Annotated in this window: 27 protein-coding genes and 1 riboswitch; of the genes, 12 read left to right on the top strand and 15 right to left on the bottom strand. The window is 68.3% G+C overall.

Annotated elements, in window-relative coordinates; translation table 11 throughout:
• Nucleotides 1–15: 15 nt before the first annotated feature.
• Genes EGK63_RS03630 through EGK63_RS03620 form a run of 3 tightly spaced genes read right to left on the bottom strand, consistent with a single transcriptional unit; the run spans nt 16 to nt 2,327 of the window.
• Nucleotides 16–945: a bifunctional riboflavin kinase/FAD synthetase gene (locus tag EGK63_RS03630; RefSeq protein WP_125899973.1), complete on the bottom strand. Its 930-nt coding sequence runs from the start codon at nt 943–945 to the stop codon at nt 16–18.
• Nucleotides 946–956: 11 nt separating this feature from the next.
• Nucleotides 957–1,418 carry a MaoC family dehydratase gene (locus EGK63_RS03625; protein ID WP_046652125.1) on the bottom strand — a complete coding sequence of 154 codons (462 nt, stop codon included), beginning with the start codon at nt 1,416–1,418 and terminating at the stop codon, nt 957–959.
• Between the two features lie 39 nt (nt 1,419–1,457).
• Nucleotides 1,458–2,327, bottom strand: coding sequence for a TIGR01459 family HAD-type hydrolase (locus EGK63_RS03620; RefSeq protein WP_125899972.1), 870 nt, complete (start codon nt 2,325–2,327; stop codon nt 1,458–1,460).
• A gap of 107 nt (nt 2,328–2,434) precedes the next feature.
• On the opposite strand from EGK63_RS03620, the gene lspA reads away from it, so the two are divergent.
• Nucleotides 2,435–2,962 (top strand): signal peptidase II, encoded by a 528-nt coding sequence (gene lspA, locus EGK63_RS03615; protein ID WP_125899971.1) that lies wholly within the window; start codon nt 2,435–2,437, stop codon nt 2,960–2,962.
• A gap of 68 nt (nt 2,963–3,030) precedes the next feature.
• Nucleotides 3,031–3,597, top strand: coding sequence for a DUF3035 domain-containing protein (locus EGK63_RS03610; RefSeq protein WP_125899970.1), 567 nt, complete (start codon nt 3,031–3,033; stop codon nt 3,595–3,597).
• 70 nt (nt 3,598–3,667) lie between these two features.
• On the opposite strand, the gene ispH is transcribed toward EGK63_RS03610, so the two are convergent.
• Nucleotides 3,668–4,639 (bottom strand): 4-hydroxy-3-methylbut-2-enyl diphosphate reductase, encoded by a 972-nt coding sequence (gene ispH / locus EGK63_RS03605; protein WP_125899969.1) that lies wholly within the window; start codon nt 4,637–4,639, stop codon nt 3,668–3,670.
• Between the two features lie 159 nt (nt 4,640–4,798).
• Between ispH and EGK63_RS03600 the strand changes: the two genes are divergently transcribed.
• From EGK63_RS03600 to EGK63_RS03585, 4 genes are all read left to right on the top strand, one after another.
• Nucleotides 4,799–5,434: a Tat pathway signal sequence domain protein gene (locus EGK63_RS03600; RefSeq protein WP_125899968.1), complete on the top strand. Its 636-nt coding sequence runs from the start codon at nt 4,799–4,801 to the stop codon at nt 5,432–5,434.
• A gap of 3 nt (nt 5,435–5,437) precedes the next feature.
• On the top strand, nt 5,438–7,237 hold the full coding sequence (gene argS / locus EGK63_RS03595; RefSeq protein ID WP_125899967.1) for an arginine--tRNA ligase: 1,800 nt from the start codon (nt 5,438–5,440) through the stop codon (nt 7,235–7,237).
• A gap of 294 nt (nt 7,238–7,531) precedes the next feature.
• On the top strand, nt 7,532–8,542 hold the full coding sequence (locus EGK63_RS03590; protein ID WP_125899966.1) for an adenosine deaminase: 1,011 nt from the start codon (nt 7,532–7,534) through the stop codon (nt 8,540–8,542).
• Nucleotides 8,543–8,753: 211 nt separating this feature from the next.
• Entirely contained in the window at nt 8,754–10,055 is a 1,302-nt protein-coding gene (locus EGK63_RS03585) for a type VI secretion protein ImpB (RefSeq protein ID WP_125899965.1), read from the top strand.
• Here EGK63_RS03585 and pncA read toward each other — a convergent pair.
• The gene (pncA, locus tag EGK63_RS03580) at nt 10,046–10,684 is read right to left on the bottom strand and encodes a bifunctional nicotinamidase/pyrazinamidase (RefSeq protein ID WP_125899964.1); all 639 of its coding nucleotides are present in this window, start codon (nt 10,682–10,684) and stop codon (nt 10,046–10,048) included. The genes EGK63_RS03585 and pncA overlap by 10 nt on opposite strands.
• 4 nt (nt 10,685–10,688) lie before the next feature.
• Nucleotides 10,689–11,657: a class 1 fructose-bisphosphatase gene (locus EGK63_RS03575; RefSeq protein ID WP_125899963.1), complete on the bottom strand. Its 969-nt coding sequence runs from the start codon at nt 11,655–11,657 to the stop codon at nt 10,689–10,691.
• Nucleotides 11,658–11,772: 115 nt separating this feature from the next.
• Nucleotides 11,773–11,869: riboswitch (glycine riboswitch) on the top strand.
• A 164-nt stretch (nt 11,870–12,033) separates the two neighbouring features.
• Here EGK63_RS03575 and gcvT point away from each other — a divergent pair.
• The 6 genes from gcvT to EGK63_RS03545 all read left to right on the top strand — a co-directional run bounded on the left by gcvT (nt 12,034) and on the right by EGK63_RS03545 (nt 17,755).
• Nucleotides 12,034–13,146: a glycine cleavage system aminomethyltransferase GcvT gene (gene gcvT / locus EGK63_RS03570; RefSeq protein WP_125899962.1), complete on the top strand. Its 1,113-nt coding sequence runs from the start codon at nt 12,034–12,036 to the stop codon at nt 13,144–13,146.
• Nucleotides 13,147–13,160: 14 nt separating this feature from the next.
• A complete protein-coding gene (gene gcvH, locus EGK63_RS03565; protein WP_123155206.1) occupies nt 13,161–13,526 on the top strand; it encodes a glycine cleavage system protein GcvH in 366 nt (121 codons plus the stop codon).
• 121 nt (nt 13,527–13,647) lie between these two features.
• Nucleotides 13,648–14,994 carry an aminomethyl-transferring glycine dehydrogenase subunit GcvPA gene (gcvPA, locus tag EGK63_RS03560; protein WP_125899961.1) on the top strand — a complete coding sequence of 449 codons (1,347 nt, stop codon included), beginning with the start codon at nt 13,648–13,650 and terminating at the stop codon, nt 14,992–14,994.
• Between the two features lie 15 nt (nt 14,995–15,009).
• Nucleotides 15,010–16,587 (top strand): aminomethyl-transferring glycine dehydrogenase subunit GcvPB, encoded by a 1,578-nt coding sequence (gene gcvPB, locus EGK63_RS03555; protein ID WP_165906520.1) that lies wholly within the window; start codon nt 15,010–15,012, stop codon nt 16,585–16,587.
• 174 nt (nt 16,588–16,761) lie between these two features.
• A complete protein-coding gene (locus tag EGK63_RS03550) occupies nt 16,762–17,166 on the top strand; it encodes a PGPGW domain-containing protein (RefSeq protein ID WP_243637555.1) in 405 nt (134 codons plus the stop codon).
• Between the two features lie 118 nt (nt 17,167–17,284).
• Entirely contained in the window at nt 17,285–17,755 is a 471-nt protein-coding gene (locus EGK63_RS03545; protein WP_125899960.1) for a DUF6789 family protein, read from the top strand.
• Nucleotides 17,756–17,857: 102 nt separating this feature from the next.
• Here EGK63_RS03545 and EGK63_RS03540 read toward each other — a convergent pair whose 3' ends face one another.
• The 9 genes from EGK63_RS03540 to EGK63_RS03500 form a co-directional block, all read right to left on the bottom strand.
• Complete coding sequence (locus EGK63_RS03540; RefSeq protein ID WP_125899959.1) at nt 17,858–18,373, bottom strand: F0F1 ATP synthase subunit B; 516 nt, start codon at nt 18,371–18,373, stop codon at nt 17,858–17,860.
• Between the two features lie 2 nt (nt 18,374–18,375).
• Nucleotides 18,376–18,981 (bottom strand): hypothetical protein, encoded by a 606-nt coding sequence (locus EGK63_RS03535; RefSeq protein ID WP_125899958.1) that lies wholly within the window; start codon nt 18,979–18,981, stop codon nt 18,376–18,378.
• A gap of 74 nt (nt 18,982–19,055) precedes the next feature.
• On the bottom strand, nt 19,056–19,280 hold the full coding sequence (locus EGK63_RS03530) for a F0F1 ATP synthase subunit C (RefSeq protein ID WP_046651755.1): 225 nt from the start codon (nt 19,278–19,280) through the stop codon (nt 19,056–19,058).
• A gap of 59 nt (nt 19,281–19,339) precedes the next feature.
• Nucleotides 19,340–20,125: a F0F1 ATP synthase subunit A gene (locus tag EGK63_RS03525; protein WP_046651757.1), complete on the bottom strand. Its 786-nt coding sequence runs from the start codon at nt 20,123–20,125 to the stop codon at nt 19,340–19,342.
• Between the two features lie 14 nt (nt 20,126–20,139).
• Nucleotides 20,140–20,505 carry an AtpZ/AtpI family protein gene (locus EGK63_RS03520; protein ID WP_125899957.1) on the bottom strand — a complete coding sequence of 122 codons (366 nt, stop codon included), beginning with the start codon at nt 20,503–20,505 and terminating at the stop codon, nt 20,140–20,142.
• Between the two features lie 154 nt (nt 20,506–20,659).
• On the bottom strand, nt 20,660–21,340 hold the full coding sequence (gene scpB / locus EGK63_RS03515; protein ID WP_125899956.1) for an SMC-Scp complex subunit ScpB: 681 nt from the start codon (nt 21,338–21,340) through the stop codon (nt 20,660–20,662).
• On the bottom strand, nt 21,337–22,161 hold the full coding sequence (locus tag EGK63_RS03510; protein WP_125899955.1) for a ScpA family protein: 825 nt from the start codon (nt 22,159–22,161) through the stop codon (nt 21,337–21,339). Before EGK63_RS03510 ends, scpB begins: the two co-directional genes overlap by 4 nt.
• Before the next feature lie 17 nt (nt 22,162–22,178).
• Nucleotides 22,179–23,228, bottom strand: a complete 1,050-nt coding sequence (nagZ, locus tag EGK63_RS03505) for a beta-N-acetylhexosaminidase (protein WP_125899954.1) — start codon at nt 23,226–23,228, stop codon at nt 22,179–22,181.
• A gap of 13 nt (nt 23,229–23,241) precedes the next feature.
• The gene (locus EGK63_RS03500) at nt 23,242–24,039 is read right to left on the bottom strand and encodes an SPOR domain-containing protein (protein WP_125899953.1); all 798 of its coding nucleotides are present in this window, start codon (nt 24,037–24,039) and stop codon (nt 23,242–23,244) included.
• Nucleotides 24,040–24,113 lie beyond the last annotated feature (74 nt).

Genomic DNA, 24,113 nt, shown 5'->3' with positions numbered 1-24,113 from the left:
AGGGGCGCCCAGGCCTCAGCCCAGAAGCGCGCGGGCGGCGGCGGCGTCGGCGTCGATCTGGACCTTGAGCGCATCGAGGCCGTCGAACTTCATCTCGCCGCGCAGGAAGGCGATCAGCTCGGTCTCCAGCACCTGACCGTAGAGGCTCTCGTCGAAGTCCAGCAGCCAGACTTCGAGCAGGGGCTCTTCGACCTCGAACATCGGACGGACGCCCAGGTTGGCGACGCCCTTGACCACCCGCCCATCGGGCAGGCGGGTGCGGGTCGCATAGACCCCATAGGCCGGGCGCATATAGTCGCCCATGGCGATGTTGGCGGTCGGCACGCCGATGGTGCGGCCGCGCTTGTCGCCGTGGATCACCTCGCCCTGGATGGCGAAGGGGCGGCCCAGGATGGCGGCGGCGCGGTCCATGTCGCCGGCTTTCAACGCCTCGCGCACGGCGCTGGACGACAGCTTCAGGCCCGAGGCGTCGTCGATGCGGTCGGTGACGGAGACGCTGAAGCCCAGCGTCTCGCCATAGGCTTGCAGCAGAGCCGGCGAGCCGGAGCGGCCCTTGCCGAAGGTGAAGTCGAAGCCGACGGCGGCGTGTCTGATCCCCAGGCCCTCGGACAGGACGCGGCGGGCGAATTCCTCGTCCGACATGCCCGCCATCTCGCGATCGAACGGCAACAGATACAGGCGGTCGACGCCCAGCGGCGCCAGGGCGCGCGCCATCTGGTCCGGCGTCATCAGGCGGAAGGGCGCGGCCTCGGGCTGGAACAGGCGGCGCGGATGAGGATCGAAGCTGACCACGGCCAGGGGGACGCCCAGGTGATCCGCCGCCTCGCGCGCCGAGGCGATGACCGCCTGATGGCCGCGATGCACGCCGTCGAAGGCGCCGACGGCCACGGCCGCCCCCTGCTGCGCGGCGGTCAGACCGCGCCAGTCGCGAATGACCTCGACCATGCGGACGGCTCTCAGCGCGCCGAAGGCTTGCGGCGGCGCGGCACGCGCACGACGGCCACGCCGTCCATGATCAGCTTGTCCTCGACGAAGCCCTCGCAGCGCAGCTCGCCGCGCGCGCTGTCGTGGTCCAGGGCGATGACGGTGATGACGATCCGCACCGTGTCGCCGATCCGCACCGGGAAATGGAAGGCCAGCGTCTGGGAGATGTAGATCGAGCCCGCGCCCGGCAGGATGGTCCCCACCACCGCCGAGCCGAAAGCCGCCGACAGCAGGCCGTGGGCGATGCGGCCGCGATAGGCCGTCTTGGCGGCGAAGGCCTCATCCAGGTGCACCGGATTGAAGTCGTCGGACGCCTCGGCGAACAGACGAATCCGCTCTTCGGTGACGTGAACCGTCTTCTCTGCGGCCATGCCGACATGGAGTTCGTCGAGGATGTAACCGCCCGACGGGTGCGCTTGGACCAGATCAACCATGAGCGGCCCTTTAAGGCAGGTGCGACGAAATGGCGAGACTCACCACGTGAGTTCCAGAGCGGCGTAGCGGGCGAAGGTCGTCTCGGCACGGAGCAATTCGGCCGCGCGGGCGGGATCGAGCGTTCCGTCCGGCCCCTTGGCGGCGTCGCCGTGAATACCCTGGGCGATGAACAGGCAGTCCAGCGCCTGCTCGGCGGCGCCCAGAACGTCCGTGACCACGCCGTCGCCGATGCACAGGACGCGCGAACGATCGACCGGCCGCCCCATCAGCCCCTCGGCCTCCTTCAGCGCCAGGGCGTAGATGGGCGCGAACGGCTTGCCCGCCATGACCACGCGGCCGCCCATGGACTCATACAGATCGGCGATGGCGCCGCCGCAGTAGATGATGGAATCGCCGCGCTGGACGATGCGGTCGGGGTTGGCGCAGATCAGCTCCAGCCCACGCTCGACGGCGGGCGTCAGGCGCTCGCGATAGTCCTCGGGCGTCTCGGTCGTGTCGTCATAGGGGCCGGTGACGGAGATGAATGCGGCGTCGCCCGCGTCGTGAGCGCTGGTCAGGTCCAGACCTTCATAGAGGACGAAGTCGCGGTCCGGCCCGATGATCCAGGCCGGTCCGGGCGCGCGGCGCGCCAGTTCCATGCGGGTGGCGTCGCCCGAGGTGACGAAGGCCTTCCAGGCGCTGCGCGGCACGCCCAGGGCGTCCAGCTGCGCCACCACGTCCGGCGAGGGGCGCGGCGAGTTGGAGATCAGGACGACATGGCCGCCCTTCTCATTGAACTTGGTCAGGGCCTCGCAGGCCGCGGGCCAGCTTTCGCGGCCGTTGTGGATCACACCCCAGACGTCGCAGAGCAGGATGTCGTAGTCGTCGGCGACGGCGGACAGGCGGGGCAGCGGATGAGGCAGGGTCATGCCCTGCTTATAGCGAGGGAAAACCGGGGGGAAAGGCCGTGCGGACGATCCGCGCCTCTTCGATTTCCCTCTTCGCCGCCGAACGTCTTCCTGCTAACCCGCTCGGCATGAAGATTTCCCGTCTCGCCCTGGGCGCCTATTTGATCGCCCTCGCCGTCATCGTGCTGGACCAGCTGACCAAGGCCTGGGTGCTGAGCGCCATCGGCGCTGAACACATCACCCACATTCCCGACGGCTTCCGCATCGCCGAGGTGGCGCCGCCGGTGTTCAACCTGACCTATGTGCTGAACACCGGGGTCAGCTTCGGCCTGTTCGGCGGCGGCGCAGGGCGTTGGATCCTGAGCGTCTTCTCCGTCGTGGTGGCGGGCCTGCTGGCCTGGTGGGCGACGCGGGCGGACCGCCGTCTGCTGGTCGCGGCCATCGGCCTGGTCATGGGCGGCGCCATCGGCAACGTCATCGACCGCATTCGCTTCGGCGGCGTGGTCGACTTCCTCGACTTTTCCGGCACGGGCCTGTTCCCCTGGATCTTCAACATCGCCGACAGCGGCATCACCGTCGGCGTCGTCCTGCTGATCCTGGACAGCTTCCTGTCCGAGCGCCGTTCGACAGTTGGCGCGGCCCACGAAAAGTCGTAATCACACCCTCTTAACTTATCGACCCGAGCCTGCGCCCGTGCGGCGCGCCTCCCGGAGCCGAACGACCCATGCGTAACCGTCCTGTCCTGATCGTGACCCTGGCCGCCGGCGCGGCCCTCAGCCTGAGCGCCTGCGGATCGATGAAGCAGAGCGTCGGCCTGTCCAAGGTCGTGCCGGACGAATTCGTCACCGTGGCCAGCGCCCCGCTGGTGGTGCCGCCGGAATACGGCCTGACCCCGCCTTCGCCCGGCGCCCCGCGCCCGCAGGAGCTGGCCCCGGAAAGCGCCGCGCGCCAGATTCTGCTGGGCCAGCGCCAAGCCGTGACCCGCACCGCCGGCGAGCAGGCGTTGACCGCCCAGGCCGGCGCCGATCGCGCCGACCCCCTAGCCCGCTATGTTGTCGATGACGAGTTCGGCAACATCGCCCACAAGGAAGAAAGCTGGGCCAATCGAATCATGTTCTGGCGCAAGGACGACGCCGCCAGCCAGGTTGCGACCGTGGCCCAGACCGGCGAAGGCGCCCGGACCATCGACGCCTCGACCGAATATGAGCGTCTGCAGGCTCTGACAGGCGGCCGCGAAGGCATCACCATCGCGCCGCGCCGCGACACCCGCTTCAAGCTGCCAGGCCTGTAAGGCTACCGAACATTCCGCATGTTCAAGGGCGCGTTCGTTTCGACGGACGCGCCCTTTTTCTGTGCCCGGATCAGGTCGTCAAGACGCGAGGCAGCTTGAAGGTCACGGTCTCGCGGGCGCCGTCGTCTTCCGTCACGGTCACGTCGAATCGCTGTTCAAGCGCGGCGATAACGCCTTGCACCAGCGGTTCGGGCGCCGAGGCTCCCGCCGTCAGTCCCACGTCCGCGACTCCTTCGAACCAGGCCCAGTCCAGATCGCCGGCGTCATCCACCAGACGCGCGTCCCTGGCGCCGGCGCGCAGAGCCACATCAACCAGCCGCGCCGAGTTGGACGAGTTCTTGGACCCCACCACCAGCACCAGATCGCATCCCTCGCCCAGGCGCTTCACCGCTTCCTGCCGATTGGTGGTGGCGTAGCAGATATCTTCCTTGTGCGGGTCGGGCAGTTCGGGGAAGCGCCGCTTCAGCGCCGCCAGGATCTCGGCCGTGTCGTCCACCGACAGAGTGGTCTGGGTGGCGTAGGCCAGCGGCTGGTCGCCAGGACGCTGGAAGCTTTCGGCGTCCTCGACCGTCTCGACCAGACTGATGGCGCCGGCGGGCAACTGGCCCATGGTGCCGACGACCTCGGGATGGCCCGCGTGGCCGATCAGGATGACGTGGCGACCCGCTGCGAAATTGCGCTCGGCTTCGACGTGAACCTTGGAAACCAGCGGGCAGGTGGCGTCCAGATAGAGCATCTCGCGGGCTCGTGCGGTGGCGGGCACCGACTTGGGCACGCCGTGGGCCGAAAAGACGACCGGTCGGTCGTCCGGGCACTCGTCCAGATCCTTGACGAAGACAGCCCCCAGCCCCTTCAATCGGTCGACGACGTGGCGGTTGTGGACGATCTCGTGGCGCACATAGACGGGCGCGCCGTATTTCTCGATCGCGCGTTCGACGATCTGGATGGCCCGGTCCACCCCGGCGCAGAAGCCGCGCGGCGTCGCCATGCGAATGGACAGGGGGCGGCGTTGAAAATCGGAAGTCGGCACGGGCGCGTTCATGAGCCGGAACCTAGTCCTTCGCAGGCGTCGTCGCCACCTTCATCACCCAAGGATGCGCAGGCCGTTTGCCGCGCCTCGCTTTAGCCGCTATCACCACCCAGCGTGGTTCGATCGGATGTTTGATCGTCCGCGCCCCCATCGACTGCCGGAAAGCTCCTGATGCGTCGCGTCCTGACCGCCCTCGCCGCCTTCTCTGTCACGGCCGCGCTGATCCCCCAAGCCGCTGAGGCGCAAAGCGGACGCCCGCAACAAGGCCAGCAGGCCGAAAAGGCCCCCGCCCGTCCCGCGCGCATCGCACCGCTGAGCCGTCGCGCCAACGCCGGCCCCTGCCCCTTCGTGAAGATTCTCTACGATGCGGCCCGCTACGTCGAACTGTCGGACTATGAGCGCCCCTCGGCCAACGGCGTGGGCTTTACCGGCGAGATCGAGGGCGTCAGTTCCGACTGCGTCTATCGTGAAGACGACCCCATCCGCCTGGACATGAACCTGCTGTTCAGCCTGGGCAAGGGTCCGCAGGCCGAGGGCGACGCCCGCACCTATCGTTACTGGATCGCCGTGACCGAGCGGAACTCGGCGGTCCTGGCCAAGGAATATTTCGACCTGCCCGTGACCTTCGGCGGCGCCGATCGCACCCAGGCCGAAGCCAGCCAGACCATCGTCATCCCGCGCGCCGAATCCACCACCAGCGGCGGTAATTTCGAAGTCCTGATCGGCTTCGACGTCACGCCGCAGATGGCCGAGTTCAACCGATCCGGCAGCCGATTCCGCCCGACTTCGGGCCAGCAGACCAACTAAGACATGACCGACCTCAAGACTTCTCTCAGCGAAGCGGTCGGAGCCGCCTTCGCCGCCGAAGGCGTGGACAAGGCCCTGGCCCGCGTCACCGCGTCCGACCGTCCCGATCTGGCCGACTTCCAGTCGAACGGCGCCCTGGCCGCGGCCAAGGCGTTGAAGGCCAATCCGCGCGAACTGGCCGCCAAGGTGGCCGAGCGTCTGGCCGCCGATCCGCGTCTGTCATCGGTCGAGGTCGCCGGTCCCGGCTTCATCAACATGAAGCTGTCGAATGCGGCCCTGGCCCAGCGCGCAGCCGAGGTCGCGGCGGACAAGGAACTGGCCGGCGCCTCGCGCGTCGAACCGCGCAAGGTGGTCATCGACTACGGCGGCCCGAACGTGGCCAAGCCGATGCACGTCGGCCATTTGCGCAGCGCCATCATCGGCGAGAGCCTGAAGCGGCTGTTCCGCCTGCGCGGCGACCACGTGACCGGCGACGCGCACTTCGGCGACTGGGGTTTCCAAATGGGCCTGCTGATCACCGCCTGCGGCGACGAAGGGCTCGCGGACGCCTTCATGGTCGAGGGCGACGGCCCCTTCCCGGCCGAGACGCCGGTGACTCTGGCTGATCTGGACCGCCTCTATCCGCTGGCGGCGGGCAAGGCCAAGGAAGACCCCGCCTTCCGCGACCGCGCCCGCAAGGCGACCGCCGAACTGCAGGGCGGCCGCCCCGGCTATCGCGCGCTGTGGTCGCACTTCGTCGCCGTCAGCCGCGAGGCGCTGAAGCGCGAATATGACGACCTGTCGGTCGACTTCGACCTGTGGAACGGCGAAAGCGACGCCGATCCGCTGATGGACGAGATGATCGCCGACCTGAAGGCCAAGGGCCTGCTGGTCGAGGACGACGGCGCCCAGGTGGTCCACGTCGCCCGCGACGGCGAGACGCGCAAGAAGAAGCTGGCCGACGGCTCGGTGATCGAGGCGCCCTCGCCCCCGCCCCTGCTGGTCATCAGCTCCGAAGGCTCGGCCATGTACGGCACGACCGACCTGGCGACGATCCTGGACCGCAAGAAGTCGATTGCGCCCGACCTGATCCTCTACGTCGTCGACGAGCGTCAGGCCGAGCATTTCGAACAGGTCTTCCGCGCCGCCTATCTGGCCGGATACGCGCCCGAGAAGTCGCTGGAGCACCTCGGCTTCGGCACCATGAACGGCGCCGACGGCAAGCCGTTCAAGACCCGCGCGGGCGGCGTCCTGAAACTGCGCGACCTGATCGATCAGGCGACGGAAAAGGCGCGCGAGCGTCTGCATGAAGCCAAGCTGGGCGACGACCTGCCCGCCGAGGAGTTCGAGGACATCGCCCATAAGGTGGCGATCGCCGCGCTGAAGTTCTCGGACCTGTCGAACAACCGCACGACCAGCTACGTCTTCGACCTCGACCGCTTCATGAGCTTCGAAGGCAAGACCGGCCCCTATCTGCTATATCAGGCCGTGCGGGTGAAATCCTTGCTGCGCAAGGCGGCGGAACAGGGCGTGGCCCTGGCCCCCATCGTCATCGAGGAAGCCGCCGAACGCGATCTGGCCCTGACGCTGGACGCCTTCGACGCGGCCACGGCCGACGCCTATGACAAGCGTTCGCCCAATCTGATCGCCGAGCACGCCTATCGCCTGGCGCAGAGCTTCTCGAAATTCTACGCCGCCTGCCCGATCCTGGTCGCGCCGGACGCAGCGGCCAAGGGCTCGCGCCTGGCCCTGGCCGCCGCGACCCTGCACCAGCTGGAGACGGCGCTGCGCCTGCTGGGCATAGAGACGCCCGAGCGGATGTAGGAACAGCTTCCTTCTCCCGATGGGAGAAGGTGGCCCGAAGGGCCGGATGAGGGTTCCCGGCTGAAGTCGGCGCAAGCCGTCGTGCGCCCTTGCCAACGTCTCCGTCATCCTCGGGCTTGTCCCGAGGATCCAGACGCTCAGACCTTGCCGCTGTGCATGCTGAGCTTCGACTTCAGACGTTGTGTTTATGGATCCTCGGGACAAGCCCGAGGATGACGGCGACTTAAAAACCCGGCATGGATGACGGCAAAGGTCGGGACCGCTAGGCTGCACGCCACGCTACCGGAGCCCTCCATGTCCCTCGACGCCTTCATCGCCGGCCTGCCCAAGGCGGAACTGCACCTGCACATCGAGGGCTCGCTTGAGCCCGAACTGATGTTCGAACTGGCCCAGCGCAACGGCGTCGCCATCCCCTATGACAGCGTCGAGGCCGTGCGCGCGGCCTATGACTTCTCGAACCTGCAGGACTTCCTCGACATCTATTACGCGGGCGCGGCCGTGCTGCTGACCCGTCAGGATTTCGAGGATCTGGCCTTCGCCTATTTCCAGCGCGCCGCGGCCGACAACGTGCGCCACGCCGAGATCTTCTTCGACCCCCAGACCCACACCGACCGGGGCGTCTCCTTCGCCGTCGTGGTCGAGGGCCTGATCGCGGGGATGGATCGCGCCAAGGCGGAACTCGGCGTCACCAGCGGCCTGATCCTCAGCTTCCTGCGTCACCTCAGCGAGGACGAAGCCTTCGCCACGCTGGAGGCCGCCAAGCCCTATCTGCACCACTTCATCGGCGTCGGACTGGATTCCTCCGAGGTCGGCCACCCGCCGTCGAAGTTCCAGCGCGTCTTCGCCGCCGCCCGCGACTTAGGCCTTAAGCTGTGCGCCCACGCCGGCGAGGAAGGCCCGCCCGAATATGTGCGCGAGGCGCTGGACCTGCTGCACATCGACCGCATGGACCACGGCAACCGCTCAATGGAGGACGAGGCCCTGATCGCCCGTCTGGCCGCCGAACAGATGACGCTGACGGTCTGCCCCCTGTCGAACCTAAAGCTGTGCGTGGTCAAGGATCTGAAGGACCACCCGGTCCCCGAGATGCTGCGCCGGGGTCTGCACGTCACCCTGAACTCGGACGACCCGTCCTATTTCGGCGGCTATGTGAACGCCAACTACAGCCAGTTGGCCGAGGCGGTCGGTCTGACGCGCGAACAGGTGGTGCAACTGGCGAAGAACAGCTTCGAGGGCAGCTTCCTCAGCGACGCCGACAAGGCCGCGCGGATCGCCGAGGTGGAGGCCTACGCGGCGGCGAACTGAGCCGCCCTCCCCCTCTTCGCCGTCATCCTCGGGCTTGACCCGAGGATCCAGAACCGCTCCGGCCGGATGCGTGCAGACGCCAGTGTTTCATGCCGTGGCTGTCGGCCAGGCTGGATCCTCGGGTCAAGCCCGAGGATGACGGCAGTGGGGAACAGGCCGGTCATCCGACATCCGACTCCCACACGCACAATGTTCCTGATATGTTCACGTCATGGAGCATCCCGGCCGACAGCTTGATGAAGACGCCGCAGGCCTACGCTGGCTGTTCATCGACCTGAACGCCTTCTTCGCCAGCGTCGAGCAGCAGCGGAACCCCGACTGGCGCGGCAAGCCCGTCATCGTCCGCCCGGCGATCAGCGAATACTCCGGCGCCATCGCCGCCAGCTATGAGAGCAAGGCCTTCGGCGTCCGCACCGGGATGCAGGTGGCCGAGGCGCGCCGCCTGTGCCCCGACCTGATCGTCGCCGAGGCCCGGCCCGACCTCTACGTTCAGGTACACAAGCAGATCATGCATGAGATCGACCGGCACGTGCCGGTGTGGAAGGTCGGCTCCATCGACGAATGCTCGTGCCAGCTGATCGGGCCGGAGCGGCGCGAGACGAACGCCGTCGCCCTGGCACAGCGCATTCAGGCGGGCATCCTTGAGAACGTCGGCGAGTGCCTGCGGTCCTCCATCGGGCTGGCGCCTTCACGGTTTCTAGCCAAGACGGCCTGCGGCATGAAGAAGCCCGCCGGGCTGACCATATTGCGCGCCCATGAACTGCCCGGCGCCATCCTGCACCTGCCGCTGTCGCAGTATCCGGGTGTCGGCTCGCGCATGCAGCAAAGGCTGGCCGCAGCGGGCGTCACGGACACGGCGGGTCTGTGGAACATGACCGCCAAGGAAGCGCGGGCGGTCTGGAACAGCATCGAGGGCGAGCGTATCTGGCGTGGCCTGCACGGCCTCGACAGCGAGCCGGCGCCGGAAAAGCCCCCCGCCTCAATCAGCCACAGCCACGTCCTGGCCCAGGCGATGCGCAACCCGGACAAGGCGCGGGCCGTCGCGCGGCGGCTGATGGTCAAGTGCGGGGCGCGGCTGCGTCGGATGGGGCTGACGGGCGCCGGGATCAGCCTGCATCTCGACATGGGGCCGAAAGGCGCCAAACGCGGCTGGGACACGACGGGGCTGACCCGCGCCGTCGCCCCGACGCAGGACACCTTCGCCTTGCTGGCCGCGCTGGACGCGCTGTGGCGCCGGGTCGAGCCGGAGCTGGAGGCCGGGCGGCTGAGCTATGTCGGCGTCGGCGTCCACGGCCTGAAGGCGCGCGGCGCCTTCGAGGCCGATCTGTTCGACATCGGCCCGGATCAGGGCGGCGACGCGCCTTCCTTACGCCTGTCGCAGGCGCTGGACGCGCTGAACAAACGCTATGGCAAGGACACGGTCAGCATCGGCCCCAAGGCGGGCCTGCCCGACTACATCGGCGCCAAGATCGCCTTCACCCGCATCCCCGACGAGGCGGACTTCTATGAGTGAGGGATCAGGTCTGCGGCCGCGATCTCGGCGATCTTCAGCGCGCTGAAGCTGGCCTTGGCGGCGGCCGCCGTGTCCGGGGCGATGGCGCGGCAGGCGTCCGCGATGACTACGGCCTCGAAGCCCTCGCGCACCGCGTCCTCGGCGGTGAAGCGGACGCAGTAGTCATAGGCCAGACCGCACAGGAAGACGCGCTTCACGCCCAGATCGCGCAGCAGCCCCGCCAGACCTGTCGCCGTCCTGTGGTCGTTCTCATAAAAGCCGGAGTAGCTGTCGACCGCCGGATTATAGCCCTTGCGGACCACGGCCAGCGCCTTGGTCACGGCAGACGCCGCGTCGGGGTGGAAGTCCGCCCCCGGCGTCCCCTGCACGCAGTGATCCGGCCACAGCATCTGGGGGCCATAGGCGACCTCGATCTGCGTGAAGGGCGCCGCGCCCGCGTGGTTGGAGGCGAAGCTGATCTGGTCCGGCGTGTGCCAGTCCTGGGTGGCGATGACGGTCGTGAACCGCTCCGCCAGTCGGTTGATCAGGGGCATGATCGCCGCCCCGCCCTGCACCGCCAGGGCGCCGCCCTCGCAGAAGTCGTTCTGGACGTCGATGACCAGAAGGGCGTCAGAAGCGGCGATCTGCATGGCGTCAGGCCGCCGCGATCTGGTCGACTTCGGCGGCCGAGCCGAGGACGACCGGCACCCGCTGGTGCAGCTCGGTCGGCGTCACGTCCATGATGGCCTGCTTGCCGTCGGTGGTGGACTTGCCGCCCGCCTGCTCGACCAGGAAGGACATGGGGTTGCCCTCATACATCAGGCGCAGCTTGCCCGGCTTGTTCGGCTCGCGCTTATCCCACGGATAGAGGAAGACGCCGCCGCGCATCAGGATGCGGTGCACGTCGGCCACCATGGCGGCGACCCAGCGCATGTTGAAATTCTTGCCGCGCGGGCCGTCGGCGCCCTTCAGGCAGCCGTCGACGTAGCGCTGGACGCTCTCAGCCCAGTGGCGCTGGTTCGACATGTTGATGGCGAACTCTTTCGTATCGGCAGGAATGCGCACGTCCTCATGCGTCATCAGCCAGCGGCCGTCGGGCGCCAGGGTGAAGCCCGCCACTCCCTTGCCCGTCGTCAGCACCAGCATGGCTTGACCGGCGTAAACGGCGTAGAGCGCCGCGACCTGCTGACGGCCCGATTGCAGGAAGTCGGCCTCGGTCGGCTGGGCCGACGGCGCCTTCAGCACCGAGACGATGGTGCCGACCGGCGCATTGATGTCGATGTTGGACGAGCCGTCCAGCGGATCGAACAGCACCAGATACTCGCCCGCCGGGTTGGTGGAGGGCTGCACCGTGTCCATTTCCTCGGACGCCACGCCCGCCACCGCCGGATTGGCCAGCAACGCCTCGGTCAGGATGTCGTTGGCGATGACGTCGAGCTTCTTCTGCTCCTCGTCCTGCACATTGACGGCGCCCGATGCGCCCAGGGCGCCGACCAGGGCGCCGCCCGCCACCACCTGGCGGATCTCGACACAGGCGGCGGCCGCCGTCGTCAGCGTCTCGACCAGTCCCTGCGGCAGGTCGAGGGAGGCGAGGTGGGCGGCGAGATCGGTGCGGGCGGTCATGACGTCCTTGAAATCCTGTGGGCGAAGCGCGGTTCCACCCCCTCATGGCCGTTCGGATCGATCGCGGCAAGTCCGGCGCCGCTTGACTTCGCGCCGGAGTCGGGGCCTTAGGTCGAACGCTCTCGCGGGAGAGATCGGGTCCGTTCGCGGCGCCCGGAGCCGAAGGCGCAACCGCCCCGGAAACGCTCAGGCAAAAGGACCGCGAAAGCGCACGGACGCTGGAAAGTCGCCGAAGGATCGTCAAGAATCCGAGGGCGCGCCGACGGAGCAAGGCCGCCCCTTGGGAGGGAACGGTCGGAATCTCTCAGGCTTCAGGACAGCGGGGGCGCGACGACGGCGGAGCTATCGCCGCAACCCGCGACCCGGAGGCGACGCCATGAGCGATCAGGCCCTTAAGACTACCCCACTCAACGCCGCGCATCGCGCGCTGGGCGCCCGCATGGTCGGCTTCGGCGGCTATGACATGCCGGTCCAGTATGAAGGCGTGCTGGCCGAGCACCGCTGGACCCGCGAGCACGCCGGCCTGTTCGACGTCTCCCACATGGGTCAGGCGCGCATCACCGGCGCCGACGCCATCGCCCAGTTCGAGCGCTTCGTGCCCGGCGACTATGCGATCGTGAAGCCCGGCAAGCAGAAATACTCCCTGCTGCTGAACGGCCAGGGCGGGATCATGGACGACCTGATGGCGGGCAAGCCGTTCGAGGACGGCCTCTACGTCGTCGTCAACGCGGGCAACAAGGACGCCGACTTCGCCTTCCTGAACGCCCATCTGTCGGGCGATGCCAAGCTGGAGGTGCTGGACCGCGCCCTGCTGGCCATCCAGGGGCCGGAAGCCGCCGAAGTCATGGCCAAGCACGAACCGGCGCTGGGCGACATGGGCTTCATGGACTGCCGCACCATCAGCCTGTTCGACGAGGACTGCATCGTCTCGCGCTCGGGCTACACCGGCGAGGACGGCTATGAAATTTCGGTTCCGGCCGCCGCCGCAGAGCGCGTGTGGAACCTGCTGCTGACCGACGCCCGCGTGAAGCCGGTCGGCCTGGGCGCGCGCGACAGCTTGCGTCTGGAAGCCGGTCTGCCGCTGCACGGCCACGACATCGACGCCGAGACCACCCCGGTCGAGGCCGCACTGACCTTCGCCCTGTCCAAGTCGCGCAAGGAACGCGCCGACTTCGCCGGGGCTGACGTCATCCTGAAACAACTGGCCGAAAGCCCGGCTCGCGTCCGCGTCGGCCTGCACGTCAAGGAAGGCGCCCCCGCCCGCGAAGGCGCCGAGATCGCCGACGCCGACGGCGTCGTGATCGGCAAGATCACCTCGGGCGGCCCCTCGCCGACGCTGGGTCACAACATCGCCATGGGCTATGTGCCGCCGGCCTTCGCCGAGCTGGGCACGGTCCTGAAAGTCCTGGTGCGCGGCCGTCCCGCCGCCGCCGAAGTCATCGCCACGCCTTTCGTGGCGACCCGCTATTATCGCAAACCCAAGGCCTGAAGAGGGGTCAGTACATGAAGTTCACCAAGGATCACGAGTGGGTTCGCCTGGACGGCGACGTCGCCACAGTCGGCATCTCCAAGCACGCCGCTGACGCGCTGGGCGACGTAGTGTTCGTCGAGACGCCGGAAGCCGGCAAGACCGTCTCGGTCGGCGACAGCTTCGCCGTCGTGGAATCGGTCAAGGCCGCCTCGGACGTCTACGCCCCCATCGCGGGCGAAGTGATCGAGGGCAACGCCGCCCTGGCCGACGCCCCGGAAACCGTCAACGCCGATCCCGAAGGCGAAGGCTGGTTCGCCAAGATCAAGGTGTCCGACGCCTCGGTGCTGGACGGCCTGATGGATCAGGCCGCCTACGACGCCTATCTGACCACCCTCTAAGACCCGCCGTCGTCCCCGGACGGCGCGGCGCGCCGATCCGGGATCGCCGGATTCCCCGCCGCTTGAAGCGCTCCCGGAGCGTCGCCCCGCGCGACCTCCGGGATGCCGCCGAGGACTCGTAATGCGCTACCTCCCCCTGACGCCCGACGACCGTGAGGCCATGCTGGCCGCCATCGGCACCAAATCCATCGACGACCTGTTCATCGACGTGCCGCAGGCCGCGCGCCGCGACGGCTTCGTCGACCTGCCCCGCGTGGCGGGCGAACTGGAGGTCGAACGCGCCCTCTCGGCCATGGCGAGCAAGAACGCCACGGCGGGAACCGCGCCCTTCTTCTGCGGCGCTGGCGCCTATAAGCACCACATCCCGGCCACGGTGGACCATGTGATCCAGCGGTCGGAGTTTCTGACCAGCTACACCCCCTACCAGCCGGAAATCGCCCAGGGCACACTGCAGTACCTGTATGAGTTCCAGACCCAGGTCGCGAACCTGACCGGCATGGAAGTCGCCAACGCCTCCCTCTATGACGGCTCGACCGCCATGGCCGAGGGCGTGCTGATGGCCACCCGCGTGACCCGCCGCAACAAGGCCGTCATCTCGGGCGGCGTGCATCCCCACTACGTCAAGGCGACCGAGACCGTGGTCCACGCCGTCGGCGTCGAGACCCAGGCCCTGACCGCCGCCGTTGACGCCGAAGACGCCGTCATCGCCGCCATCGACAAGGACACGGCCTGCGTCGTGGTCCAGACCCCCAACGTCTTCGGCACGGCCACCGACGTGACCAAGATCGCCGAAGCCGCCCACGCCGCGGGCGCCCTGCTGATCGTCGTGGTGACGGAAGCCGTGTCGATGGGCCTGCTGAAGTCCCCCGGCGAAATGGGCGCCGACATCGTCGCGGCCGAAGGCCAGTCGATCGGCAACGCCCTGAACTTCGGCGGCCCCTACATCGGCCTGTTCGCCACCCGTGAGAAGCTGCTGCGCCAGACGCCCGGCCGCTACTGCGGCGAGACGGTGGACGCCGAGGGCAAGCGCGGCTTCGTCCTGACCCTGTCGACGCGCGAGCAGCACATCCGCCGCGACAAGGCCACGTCGAACATCTGCACCAACTCCGGCCTGTGCTGCCTGGCGTTCAGCATCCACATGAGCCTGCTGGGCGAGACAGGCCTGCGCCAGCTGGCCCTGCTGAACCACGAGAAGGCGCTCGCCACCCGCGACGCGCTGGCCGCCATTCCGGGCGTCGAAATCCTAACCCCGCGCTTCTTCAACGAGTTCGCGGTCAAGCTGTCGAAGAACGCGGCCGAGGTCGTGCAGACCATGGCCGACAACGGCATCCTGTGCGGCGTGCCCTACAGCCGTCTGGCCCCGGACGCGGGCCTCGACGACGTCCTGCTGGTCGCCGCCACCGAGACGACGCTGGACGCCGACATCAAGATCCTGGCGGGTGCGCTCGCCAAGGTTCTGGCCGCCTAAGGGGAGATTGGAACCATGAGCACGATGAACACTGTCGGCCGCCCGACCGCCCCGAACGCCGCCTCGGACGCGTCCTACAAGCCCGCCACCCTGACCGGCGGGCGCGGCCTGCTGCAGGACGAGCCGCTGATCTTCGAAGGCGAAGGCTGGGGCAAGACCGGCGTCGACCTGCCGAAACCCGCGACCAACGGCTCGGACCTGGGCGATCTGGTTCGCAAGGATCCGATCGGCCTGCCCGGCCTCAGCGAGCCCGAGGCCATGCGCCACTATGTGCGCCTGAGCCAGAAGAACCACGCCATCGATCTGGCGCTGTATCCGCTGGGCTCGTGCACGATGAAGCACAACCCGCGCCTGAACGAGAAGATGGCGCGCCTGCCGGGCTTCTCGGACATCCACCCGCTGCAGCCGCAGTCGACGGTGCAGGGCGCGCTGGAGCTGATGGACCAGCTGGCCCACTGGCTGACAACGCTGACGGGCATGCCCGCCGTCGCCCTGTCGCCCAAGGCGGGCGCGCACGGCGAGCTGTGCGGCCTGATGGCCATCCGCGCCGCCCACGAAGCCAAGGGCGAGCATGAGCAGCGCCGCAAGGTGCTGGTCCCGACCTCGGCCCACGGCACCAATCCGGCCACGGCCGCCTTCGTCGGCTATTCGGTGGTCGAAGTGGCCCAGACCGACGACGGCCGCGTCGACGTGGCCGATCTGGCGTCCAAGCTGGGCCCGGACGTGGCGGCCATCATGGTCACCAACCCGAACACCTGCGGCCTGTTCGAACGCGACATTCTGGAAATCAGCCGCCTGACGCACGAAGCAGGCGCCTACTTCTATTGCGACGGCGCCAACTTCAACGCCATCGTCGGTCGGGTGCGCCCCGGCGACCTGGGCGTCGACGCCATGCACATCAACCTGCACAAGACCTTCTCGACGCCGCACGGCGGCGGCGGTCCGGGCGCCGGTCCGGTCGTGCTGTCGGAGGCCCTGGCCCCCTTCGCCCCCGCTCCCTGGGTCGTGAACACCGGCGACGGCTACAAGCTGATCGAACGCGAGGAAGACGAGGCCGAGCAGGCCTTCGGCCGCCTGTGCGCCTTCCAGGGCCAGATGGGCATGTATGTGCGCGCCCTCAGCTACATGATGTCCCACGGCTCCGACGGCCTGCGTCAGGTCGCCGAGGACGCCGTGCTGAACGCCAACTACATCAAGGCCCGTCTGGAAGACCTGATGAGCCCGGCCTTCCCCGACGGCCCCTGCATGCACGAAGCCCTGTTCGACGACGAATGGCTGAAGGGCACGGATATCACCACGCTCGACTTCGCCAAGGCGATGATCGACGAGGGCTTCCACCCGATGACCATGTATTTCCCGCTGGTCGTCCACGGGGCCATGCTGATCGAGCCGACCGAGACGGAGTCCAAGGCCGAACTGGATCGCTTCATCGAGGCCATGCGCCTGCTGGCGGGCGCCGCCAAGGCCGGCGACGTCGAACGCTTCAAGGGCGCGCCCTTCCATGCGCCCCTGCGGCGTCTGGACGAGACCCGCGCCGCGCGCTCGCCGCGCCTGCGCTGGGCCGCGCCGGAAGGCTCCAACCGCGCCGGCTGATCCGGTCGGAACAGGCCTGAACACCGGGAACGCCGTGTCTTTCGGGACACGGCGTTCTGCATTTCTGGACCGACTTACGAAAGCGTCATGGCGACGCCGCCTTTCGGCCTTGTCTCGTGCGTTTACTGATTGTCGGCCCTCCCTGGCCGAACCCTTGTTCGAGACGCCGCCCCCGTGACCCTGGTCCTGCCCTCGCTGCGCCCGCCTCCGCCGCCCCGTCCGGGGCTGGCGCGGCGTCTGCGTCGCCTGGCGCTGATGGCGGTCGGTTTCCTCATCATCGTGCTGGGCATATTGATCGCCCCCCTGCCCGGCCCCGGCGGCGTGCCGGTCATCGCCCTGGGCCTCGTCATCGTCCTGCGCAACTCATGGTGGGCCAAGCGGCAGTTCATCCGCGCCCAGCGCGCACGGCCGAAGTGGATCTATCCCTTCCGCCGTCTGATGCGCAAAAAACCCGAGATCGCCCCGGTCTTCTGGCAGCAGACCCTGCGCGCCGAAAAGATGGTGCTGCGCCGCCGCCGTCGCCCCCTGGCGCGCTTCCGCCGGCGTCTGCGTCGCGCCTGGCGCGCCTTCCGGCGATAAAGGCCAAGCTAAGGCAAACACAGGAATGTGAACGACGTTCACGCCGTTTCCGCCTGGAACGGCGTATGCTCCTCCCTGCGTAGTCTCGAAGTTGATAGCGTTGGGAGGCGCTGTTCACATGATGTCACGCGTAAAAAAGGGAATCATCGCCGGCTTCGTCGCTACCGTCGCGGTTTCCGTGCTTGAGCTCGTCAATCTGTTCCTCAACCACATGTTCGATCCCTTTCCGGGGATCGTCGCCCAGATGTTCGGCATGCCGGGCAATATGGCGGCCGGATGGGCGCTTCACCTGATCATGGGCACCTTCGTCCTGGGGTCGCTCTTCGGCATCGCCTATCCGCGACTGCCGACCGCCACGCCGATCACTAAGGGCATCGTCTTCGCCGTCGGCGCGTGGGTGGCGATGATGCTGTTCCTCACCATGGTGGGCGACTACCGGACCTTCACCGGCTCGTCCGGCTTCGGCACCATCGGCTGGCTGCTGGCGCTTCACATGGTCTTCGGCGCCGTCCTGGGCAATGTCTACGCCCGCCTGGTCGAGCGTGAGAAGCGGGGCGCAGCCCCGATCGGAGCAGCCCCCGCCCACTGACCGTCCTCCATCCCGACAACAGGATATCGGACAAGCAAAAGGCCCCGCCGTCGCCGGCGGGGCCTGATGTTTTTTCAGGGCTGAGGTCGAGCGCGAAAGCGATCAGTTCAGCTTGTCGCCGATCTGGGCGATGGCCTGGTCGATCAGGGCGTCCGTCTTGGCGCCGGCGATGCGGGCGGCCAGGATCTGCTGCGCGGCCTTGGCGGCCAGGTCGGCGGCCGCGGCCTTGACCTCTTGCGTGGCCTCGGCCTCGGCCTGGGCGATGCGACGCTCGGCCAGGGCCTGACGGCGGGCGGTCGATTCCTCGATACGCGCCTTGGCGTCGGCTTCCAGACGCTTGGCGTCCGCTTCGGCCGTGGCCAGCAGGTCGGCGGCCTGAGCCTCGGCCTCGGCCTTCTCCTGACGGATCTGGGCCAGCATGGCTTCGGCTTCGGCGCGCAGGCGCGCGGCCTCGTCCAGTTCGGATTGGATCTTGGCGGCCTTGCCGTCCAGGGCGCCCGCGACCATGCGCGGAACCTTGGCCAGGACCAGGATGCCGAAGAAGATCAGCAGGCCGACGCCGACCCAGAGTTCGGCGTTGGACAGGTCGTAGAAACTGCCGTGCAGGAAGGCGGGCATGGTCAGGCGGCTCCCTTGACGGCGGCGGCGGCTTCATCGGCGCTGGGGGCCTGGCCCGTCAGACGCTCGACGATAGCGCGAGTGGTGTCGGCGGCGATGGCGCCGGCGTGGGCCAGCGCAGCGTCGCGAGTGGCGGCGATGCCGGCTTCGGCCGTGGCGATGCGGGCGGCGACGGCGGCTTCGTCCTCGGCCTGACGGGCCTGGATTTCAGCGGTCACGCGAGCCTTGGCGGCGATCGAGGCGGCGCGGGCGTCGGCGCGGGCCTTCTCGACCTCGGCGCGGGCGGCGTCGGCCTGGGCGGCGGCCTCGGTCTGGACCGAGCGCGCCGTGGCGACGGCCGTAGAAATGGTGTCGGCCCGCTCGTCGATCACGCGGCGCAGACGCGGCGCGAAGACCTTGGCGATGAGCAGGTACAGGATGACGAACAGGATCAGCAGGTAAACGACCTGCCCGGCCCAGTGCTGGAACTCGAACTGCGGCAGTCCGCCAGCGTCATGCTCGGCGGCGGCGGCAGCCGCGTTGGCGGGCACGTGCCCGGTTTCGGCCGCGTATTCAACGGCCTGTTCCACCGGCAAGACCGGCGGCGGAGCTGAGGGAGTGGCTGCCATAATGATCCGTCGTGAAAGCAAATGCGGCGGCGCAGCCGCTGATGGGCGCGCCGCCGCAGATCAGGGGTTCGGTATTAGCCGAGCCAGATCAGGATGCCGAGCACGAAGGCCAGGATGCCCAGGGCTTCGGCGAGGGCGGCGCCCACGAACAGGTTGCCGACTTGCGAAGCGGCGGCAGCCGGGTTGCGCAGGGCGCCGGCCAGGAACTGGCCGAAGATGTTGCCGACGGCCAGAGCCGAACCGACCATACCGATGGTGGCGATACCGGCGCCGATGAACTTGGCGGCTTCAGCTTCCATGATGATATTCCTAATTCTTGGAGCGTTTGGAGGGTGGGCTTACTTACTGGTCCGCAGCCTTAGTGGCCATGGCCCAGGTTGACCACATCATTGAGGTAGATGCAGGTCAGAACGGCGAAGACGAACGCCTGGAGGAAGGCCACCAGGAACTCGAAAGCGGTCAGGGCGATCACCATGCCCAGCGACAGGGCGGCGACCGGAAGAGCGAACAGGCCCACGCCGCCGGCGACGGCCAGGGCGCCCAGGGACACCACGAAGCCGGCGAAGATCTTCAGCGCCAGGTGGCCGCCCAGCAGGTTGCCGAACAGACGCAGGGCCAGGGTGAAGGGGCGCAGCAGGAAGGAGAAGAACTCGATCAGGCCCACGACCGGGCGCAGCACCAGCGGCGCGCTGGTCGGCCAGAACAGGCCGAAGAAGCCCAGGCCGTTCTTGGCGATGCCGACGCCGACCACGACCAGGAAGGTCAGCACGCCCAGGGTGGCCGTCACGGCCAGCTGCGAGGTGGCGGTGAAGGTCAGGAACATGCCCAGCAGGTTCATCATCAGGATGAACATGAACAGGGTGAAGACGAAGGGGAAATACTTGCGCGACTCATGGCCGATCGTGGACGCGGCCAGGTTGTCGATCATGCCGAACAGGGTCTCGCCCGCCGCCTGCATCCGGCCCGGCACCACCTTGGCGCCCGAGGTGGCCACGGTCAGGAACAGCACGGCCATGCCGAAGGCGATGGTCATCGCCAGGTGCGAATTGGTGAAGGCCAGGCTGACCTCGCCGACCAACGGAAGCGTGACGCTGCCGAAATCCGCCAGAGGCGTAACCTGAAACTGGTGAATCGGATCGGCCACGGGCCTCTCGCTCCTTAGTCTTCTTTTTCGCCGGCCTCGACGTAGGGAACGGCTTCACCCGTCACACCCGCCGCCTTGGCCTGCGCCATCAGCCGGTTGGCTGTGCGGCGCGCCATGTAGATCGCCAGGGCGAAGCCCAGAAGGACTCCCACCAGCAGGCCCCAGGGCGTCGTTCCTAAGAACCGATCCACCCCGAAACCGATAGCCAAACCAACGAAAACACCGCCGAGAAGCTCGGCGATGATCTTATAGGCCTGGCCCGTGACCGCATGCGCGGCGAAATCGGCCGATTGCCCGGCCTGGACCTTCGCCTCCAGTGCGGATGCGCTTTCGTGGAGGCGTTTGATCGCCTCTTCGCGCGATTCCTTCGTCGGGGACATGGGCCTGTTCGCTCAGCGCCCGGCGCAGGGCCGGAACGGGTCTGAATTTCGGCGCGGAACCTATAGGCGAGACGGCCTCAGGTCAAGGCGGCGCGCCTTGGACTTAAGTCCATGACTTTCCGACGCTTCTTGGGGGCGCGACGATCCGTCCCCATCAAGGTTGCGACTCTTCGTCCTCGCTGACGAAATCCTGGGCGAACTCGGGCGCCGCGTCGTCCAGCCCTGTCAGCAGATCCTCGCCTTCGTCGTCGCCTGCACGCGAGGGATCGGGCACCTCGAAACCGACCGGCATGGACAGATCCAGCAGGCCCGCCGCCTTCATCTCCTGCACGCCCGGAAGATCGTAGAGGCTGGCCAGGCTGAAATGCTCCAAAAAGCGGTCGGTCGTGGCGTAGGTGACGGGCCGGCCCGGCGTACGACGACGCCCGCGCAAGCGCACGAAGTCCATCTCCAGCAGCAGGTCCAGCGTGCCCTTGGACAAGGAGACGCCGCGCACGCTCTCGATCTCGGCGCGGGTGCAGGGCTGGTGGTAGGCGATGATGGCCAGGGTCTCGAGCGCGGCCTTGGACAGGCGGCGCGGCTCCTCGCGCTCTTCGGTCATCAGGAAGCCGAGGTCAGGCGCGGTACGGAACCGCCAGCGTTCGGCCACGCAGTCCAGTTCGACCCCGCGTCCCTGATAGCGCGCCTGAAGCGCGGTCAGCGCCCCGCCGACGTCGGCGCCCTCGGGCAGACGACGCGCGATCTCGGCCAGCGACAGCGGCGCGGCGGCGGCGAACAGCAGGGCCTCGACCCGACGTTCAATCTCGACGTGGTCGGGGGTGAAGTCGAGACTCACGGCGTCAGCTTCAACGGCTGACCCACCCCTCTGCGTTTCAGCCACACCGCGTCGAATGGCCGCTCCTGGCGGATGTCCATGCCGCCCTCCTTCACCAGCTCCAGACTGGCCGACAGGGTAGAGGCGGTATAGCTGGCCTGGCTGGGGCCTTCCTGCCCGTCCGGCTTCTGGGGCGCCACGCGCTCCAGCGGCGTCCATTCGGCCAGGCGCGGCATGATCTCGCGCAGCCAGTCGCGGGCGGCCTCCAGCTGGAAGGCCTCGACCCGCTGGCCGGGGGCGTATTTGCGGCGTTCCTCGCGGCGGCGCTGGGCGACATAGGCGCTCATCAGCTCATAGAGGCTGGCGTCCACCCGATCCGACGGGATGATGACCGTCGCCTGCGGGTCGCCGCGCGTGAAGACGTCACGCTTCAACTGCGGGCGGCCGGTAATGGCCTCCACCGCCGTGCGCATGGCCTCCAGCTTCTGCAGGCGGAAGGCCAGGGCGGCGGCGATCTCTTCGGCTGGCGGCTCCTCCGGCTTGTCCTTCTCGTTGCGCGGGATCAGCAGGCGCGACTTCAGATAGGCCAGCCACGACGCCATCACGAGATAGTCGGCCGCCAGCGCAAAATTGCGCCGCCGCGCCTCATGCACGAAGGCCAGATACTGTTCGGCCAGACGGGTGATGGACAGCTTCAGCAGGTCCACCTTCTGCGTCCGCGCCAGGGCCAGCAGGACGTGCAGCGGCCCTTCATAGCCCTCCAAGTCGACGACGAAGGCCTCCTGCGCCTCGACCTGTTCGACGGCGGTGAAGTCGAGGTTCGGCTGGAAGGCCTCGCTCATGCGCCCTCCCCGGCCATTCAGGCCTGCGCCTCGCCCACGTCAGGCCCCTTGGCGGCGTCGAAGCGGCCGTTCAGCGCCGCCTCCAGCCGGGCGCGGCCCTCGGCGACATCCAGCGGCTCAGGCGCGCGGACGATGCGGTTCAGCGCAGCCTCGGCGCGGCGCTTGGCCTCGCCCTTCAGCTTCTTCATCCCCTCGGCGACGGCGGCCATCTCCTTCAGGTCGCCGTTGCAGTGAAGCACCACGTCGCAGCCTGCCTTCAACGACTGCTCGGCGCGTTCGGTCAGCGTGCCCGACAGGGCCTGCATCGACAGGTCGTCCGACAGGATCAGGCCGGAGAAGCCCAGCCGCTCGCGCATCAGACGGATCGCCTTCTTCGACGTCGTGGCCGGGCGCTTAGCGTCGACGGTGGTGAAGACGACGTGCGCCGTCATCGCCATCGGCATGTCCGAAAGCGCCTTGAACGGCGCAAAGTCCCAGGCGTCCAGTTCCTCGATCGCCGTCTCGACCACCGGCAGGTCGTGGTGGCTGTCCGAAAAGGCGCGACCGTGGCCGGGAATGTGCTTGATGATCGGCAGGACGCCGCCCGCCAGCAGACCCTCGGCGGCGGCCCGGCCCAGTTGGGTCACGGTCGCCGGATCTTGGGCATAGGCGCGGTCGCCGATGATGTCGTGGGCGCCCGGCACCGGCACGTCCAGCACCGGCACGCAGTCGACGGTGATGCCCAGTTCGCGCAGGTCATGGGCGATCAGCCGCGCGCCAAGACGCACCAGTTCGCGCGCCGCCGCCGGGTCGTTGGTCGCCCTCAGATAGGCGGCGCCCGGCGGGTATTTCGGCCAGTGCGGCGGGCCGAGGCGTTGAACCCGGCCGCCCTCCTGATCGATCAGAACCGGGGCGTCGTCGCGGCCCACGCTGTCGCGCAGTTCGGAGACCAGCGCCTTGACCTGCTCGGGGCTGTCCACATTGCGGCGGAACAGGATGAAGCCCCAGGGCTTGGCCTCGGCGTAGAAGGCGCGTTCCTCCGCCGTCAGCCGGTGGCCGGAACAGCCGTAGATGGCGGCGGAGGTCATACTTGCGCGATCCCTAGCGGACGATGCAGTCGCGGCCCGCGGCCTTCAGCGCATTGCAGAAGGCGACGGCGCGGTCACGGCTCATGCCGGTGAAGGTGGTGCGGTAGACGGTCGAGCCGTTGGCGGCGGTGACTTCCTGCACGCGCTTTTCGGCGCCCGAAGCGTACTGGCCGAAGCGAGCGGCGACGGCGGCGTATTCACGGTCGGCGATGGCGGTCGAGGAGAAGGCGCCGATCTGCACGCCCGACGATCCGCCCGTCGCGGCCGGTGCGGGCGCGGGAGCCGGGGCCGGAGCCTTGGTCGCCGGAGCGGGGGTTGCGGGCGCAGGCGCGGTCGGAGCCTTGGTCGCAGGCGCGGGCGCGGCGGGCGGCAGGGTCGAGGATTCGACCGGCGCGGCGGGGGTCGCCGGCGCGGGGCGCGGCAGCACCTCTTCCGGGCCGGGGGTGAAGGTCGGCGCGGCGTCGCTCGGGGCGCCGCCGTCGCGATAGACGCGAATGTCCGCTTCCGGGTCGACCGGCTGGGCGTCCAGCGGGGCCTCGACCTTCATGCTCTCGACCGGCGTGCCGACGGCGGGCGGCGCGTCCGTCGAGGAGCGCACGCCCGAGCGATAGAAGACCACCACGGCAACGATCAGCAGCAGCAGCACGACAGCGCTGATGATCAGGGTGATCGGCGGCGATTTGGCGGCCGGGGCCCGGCGCGGGTCATAGCCGCCGCGCGTGAAGGGCAGGTCGTCGTCGGTCGGCGGCGTATAGGCGCCCCGGTCGCGGCCGGCGTTAGGGTTGCCTCGGTGATCGTCGTCGTAGGACATTGGGTCGCGCCTTGATGGTCGTGGGACACGCGCGCGAATCGGCGCGCGTCGGCGCTCAGTCTAACGCGCCGTGA

Origin of the sequence: Brevundimonas sp. 357 (assembly GCF_003938605.1) — a bacterium.
Classification (GTDB): Bacteria; Pseudomonadota; Alphaproteobacteria; order Caulobacterales; family Caulobacteraceae; genus Brevundimonas.
The sequence above is the reverse complement of the archived record's forward strand: the minus strand, read 5'-3'. Positions and strand labels throughout refer to the sequence as shown.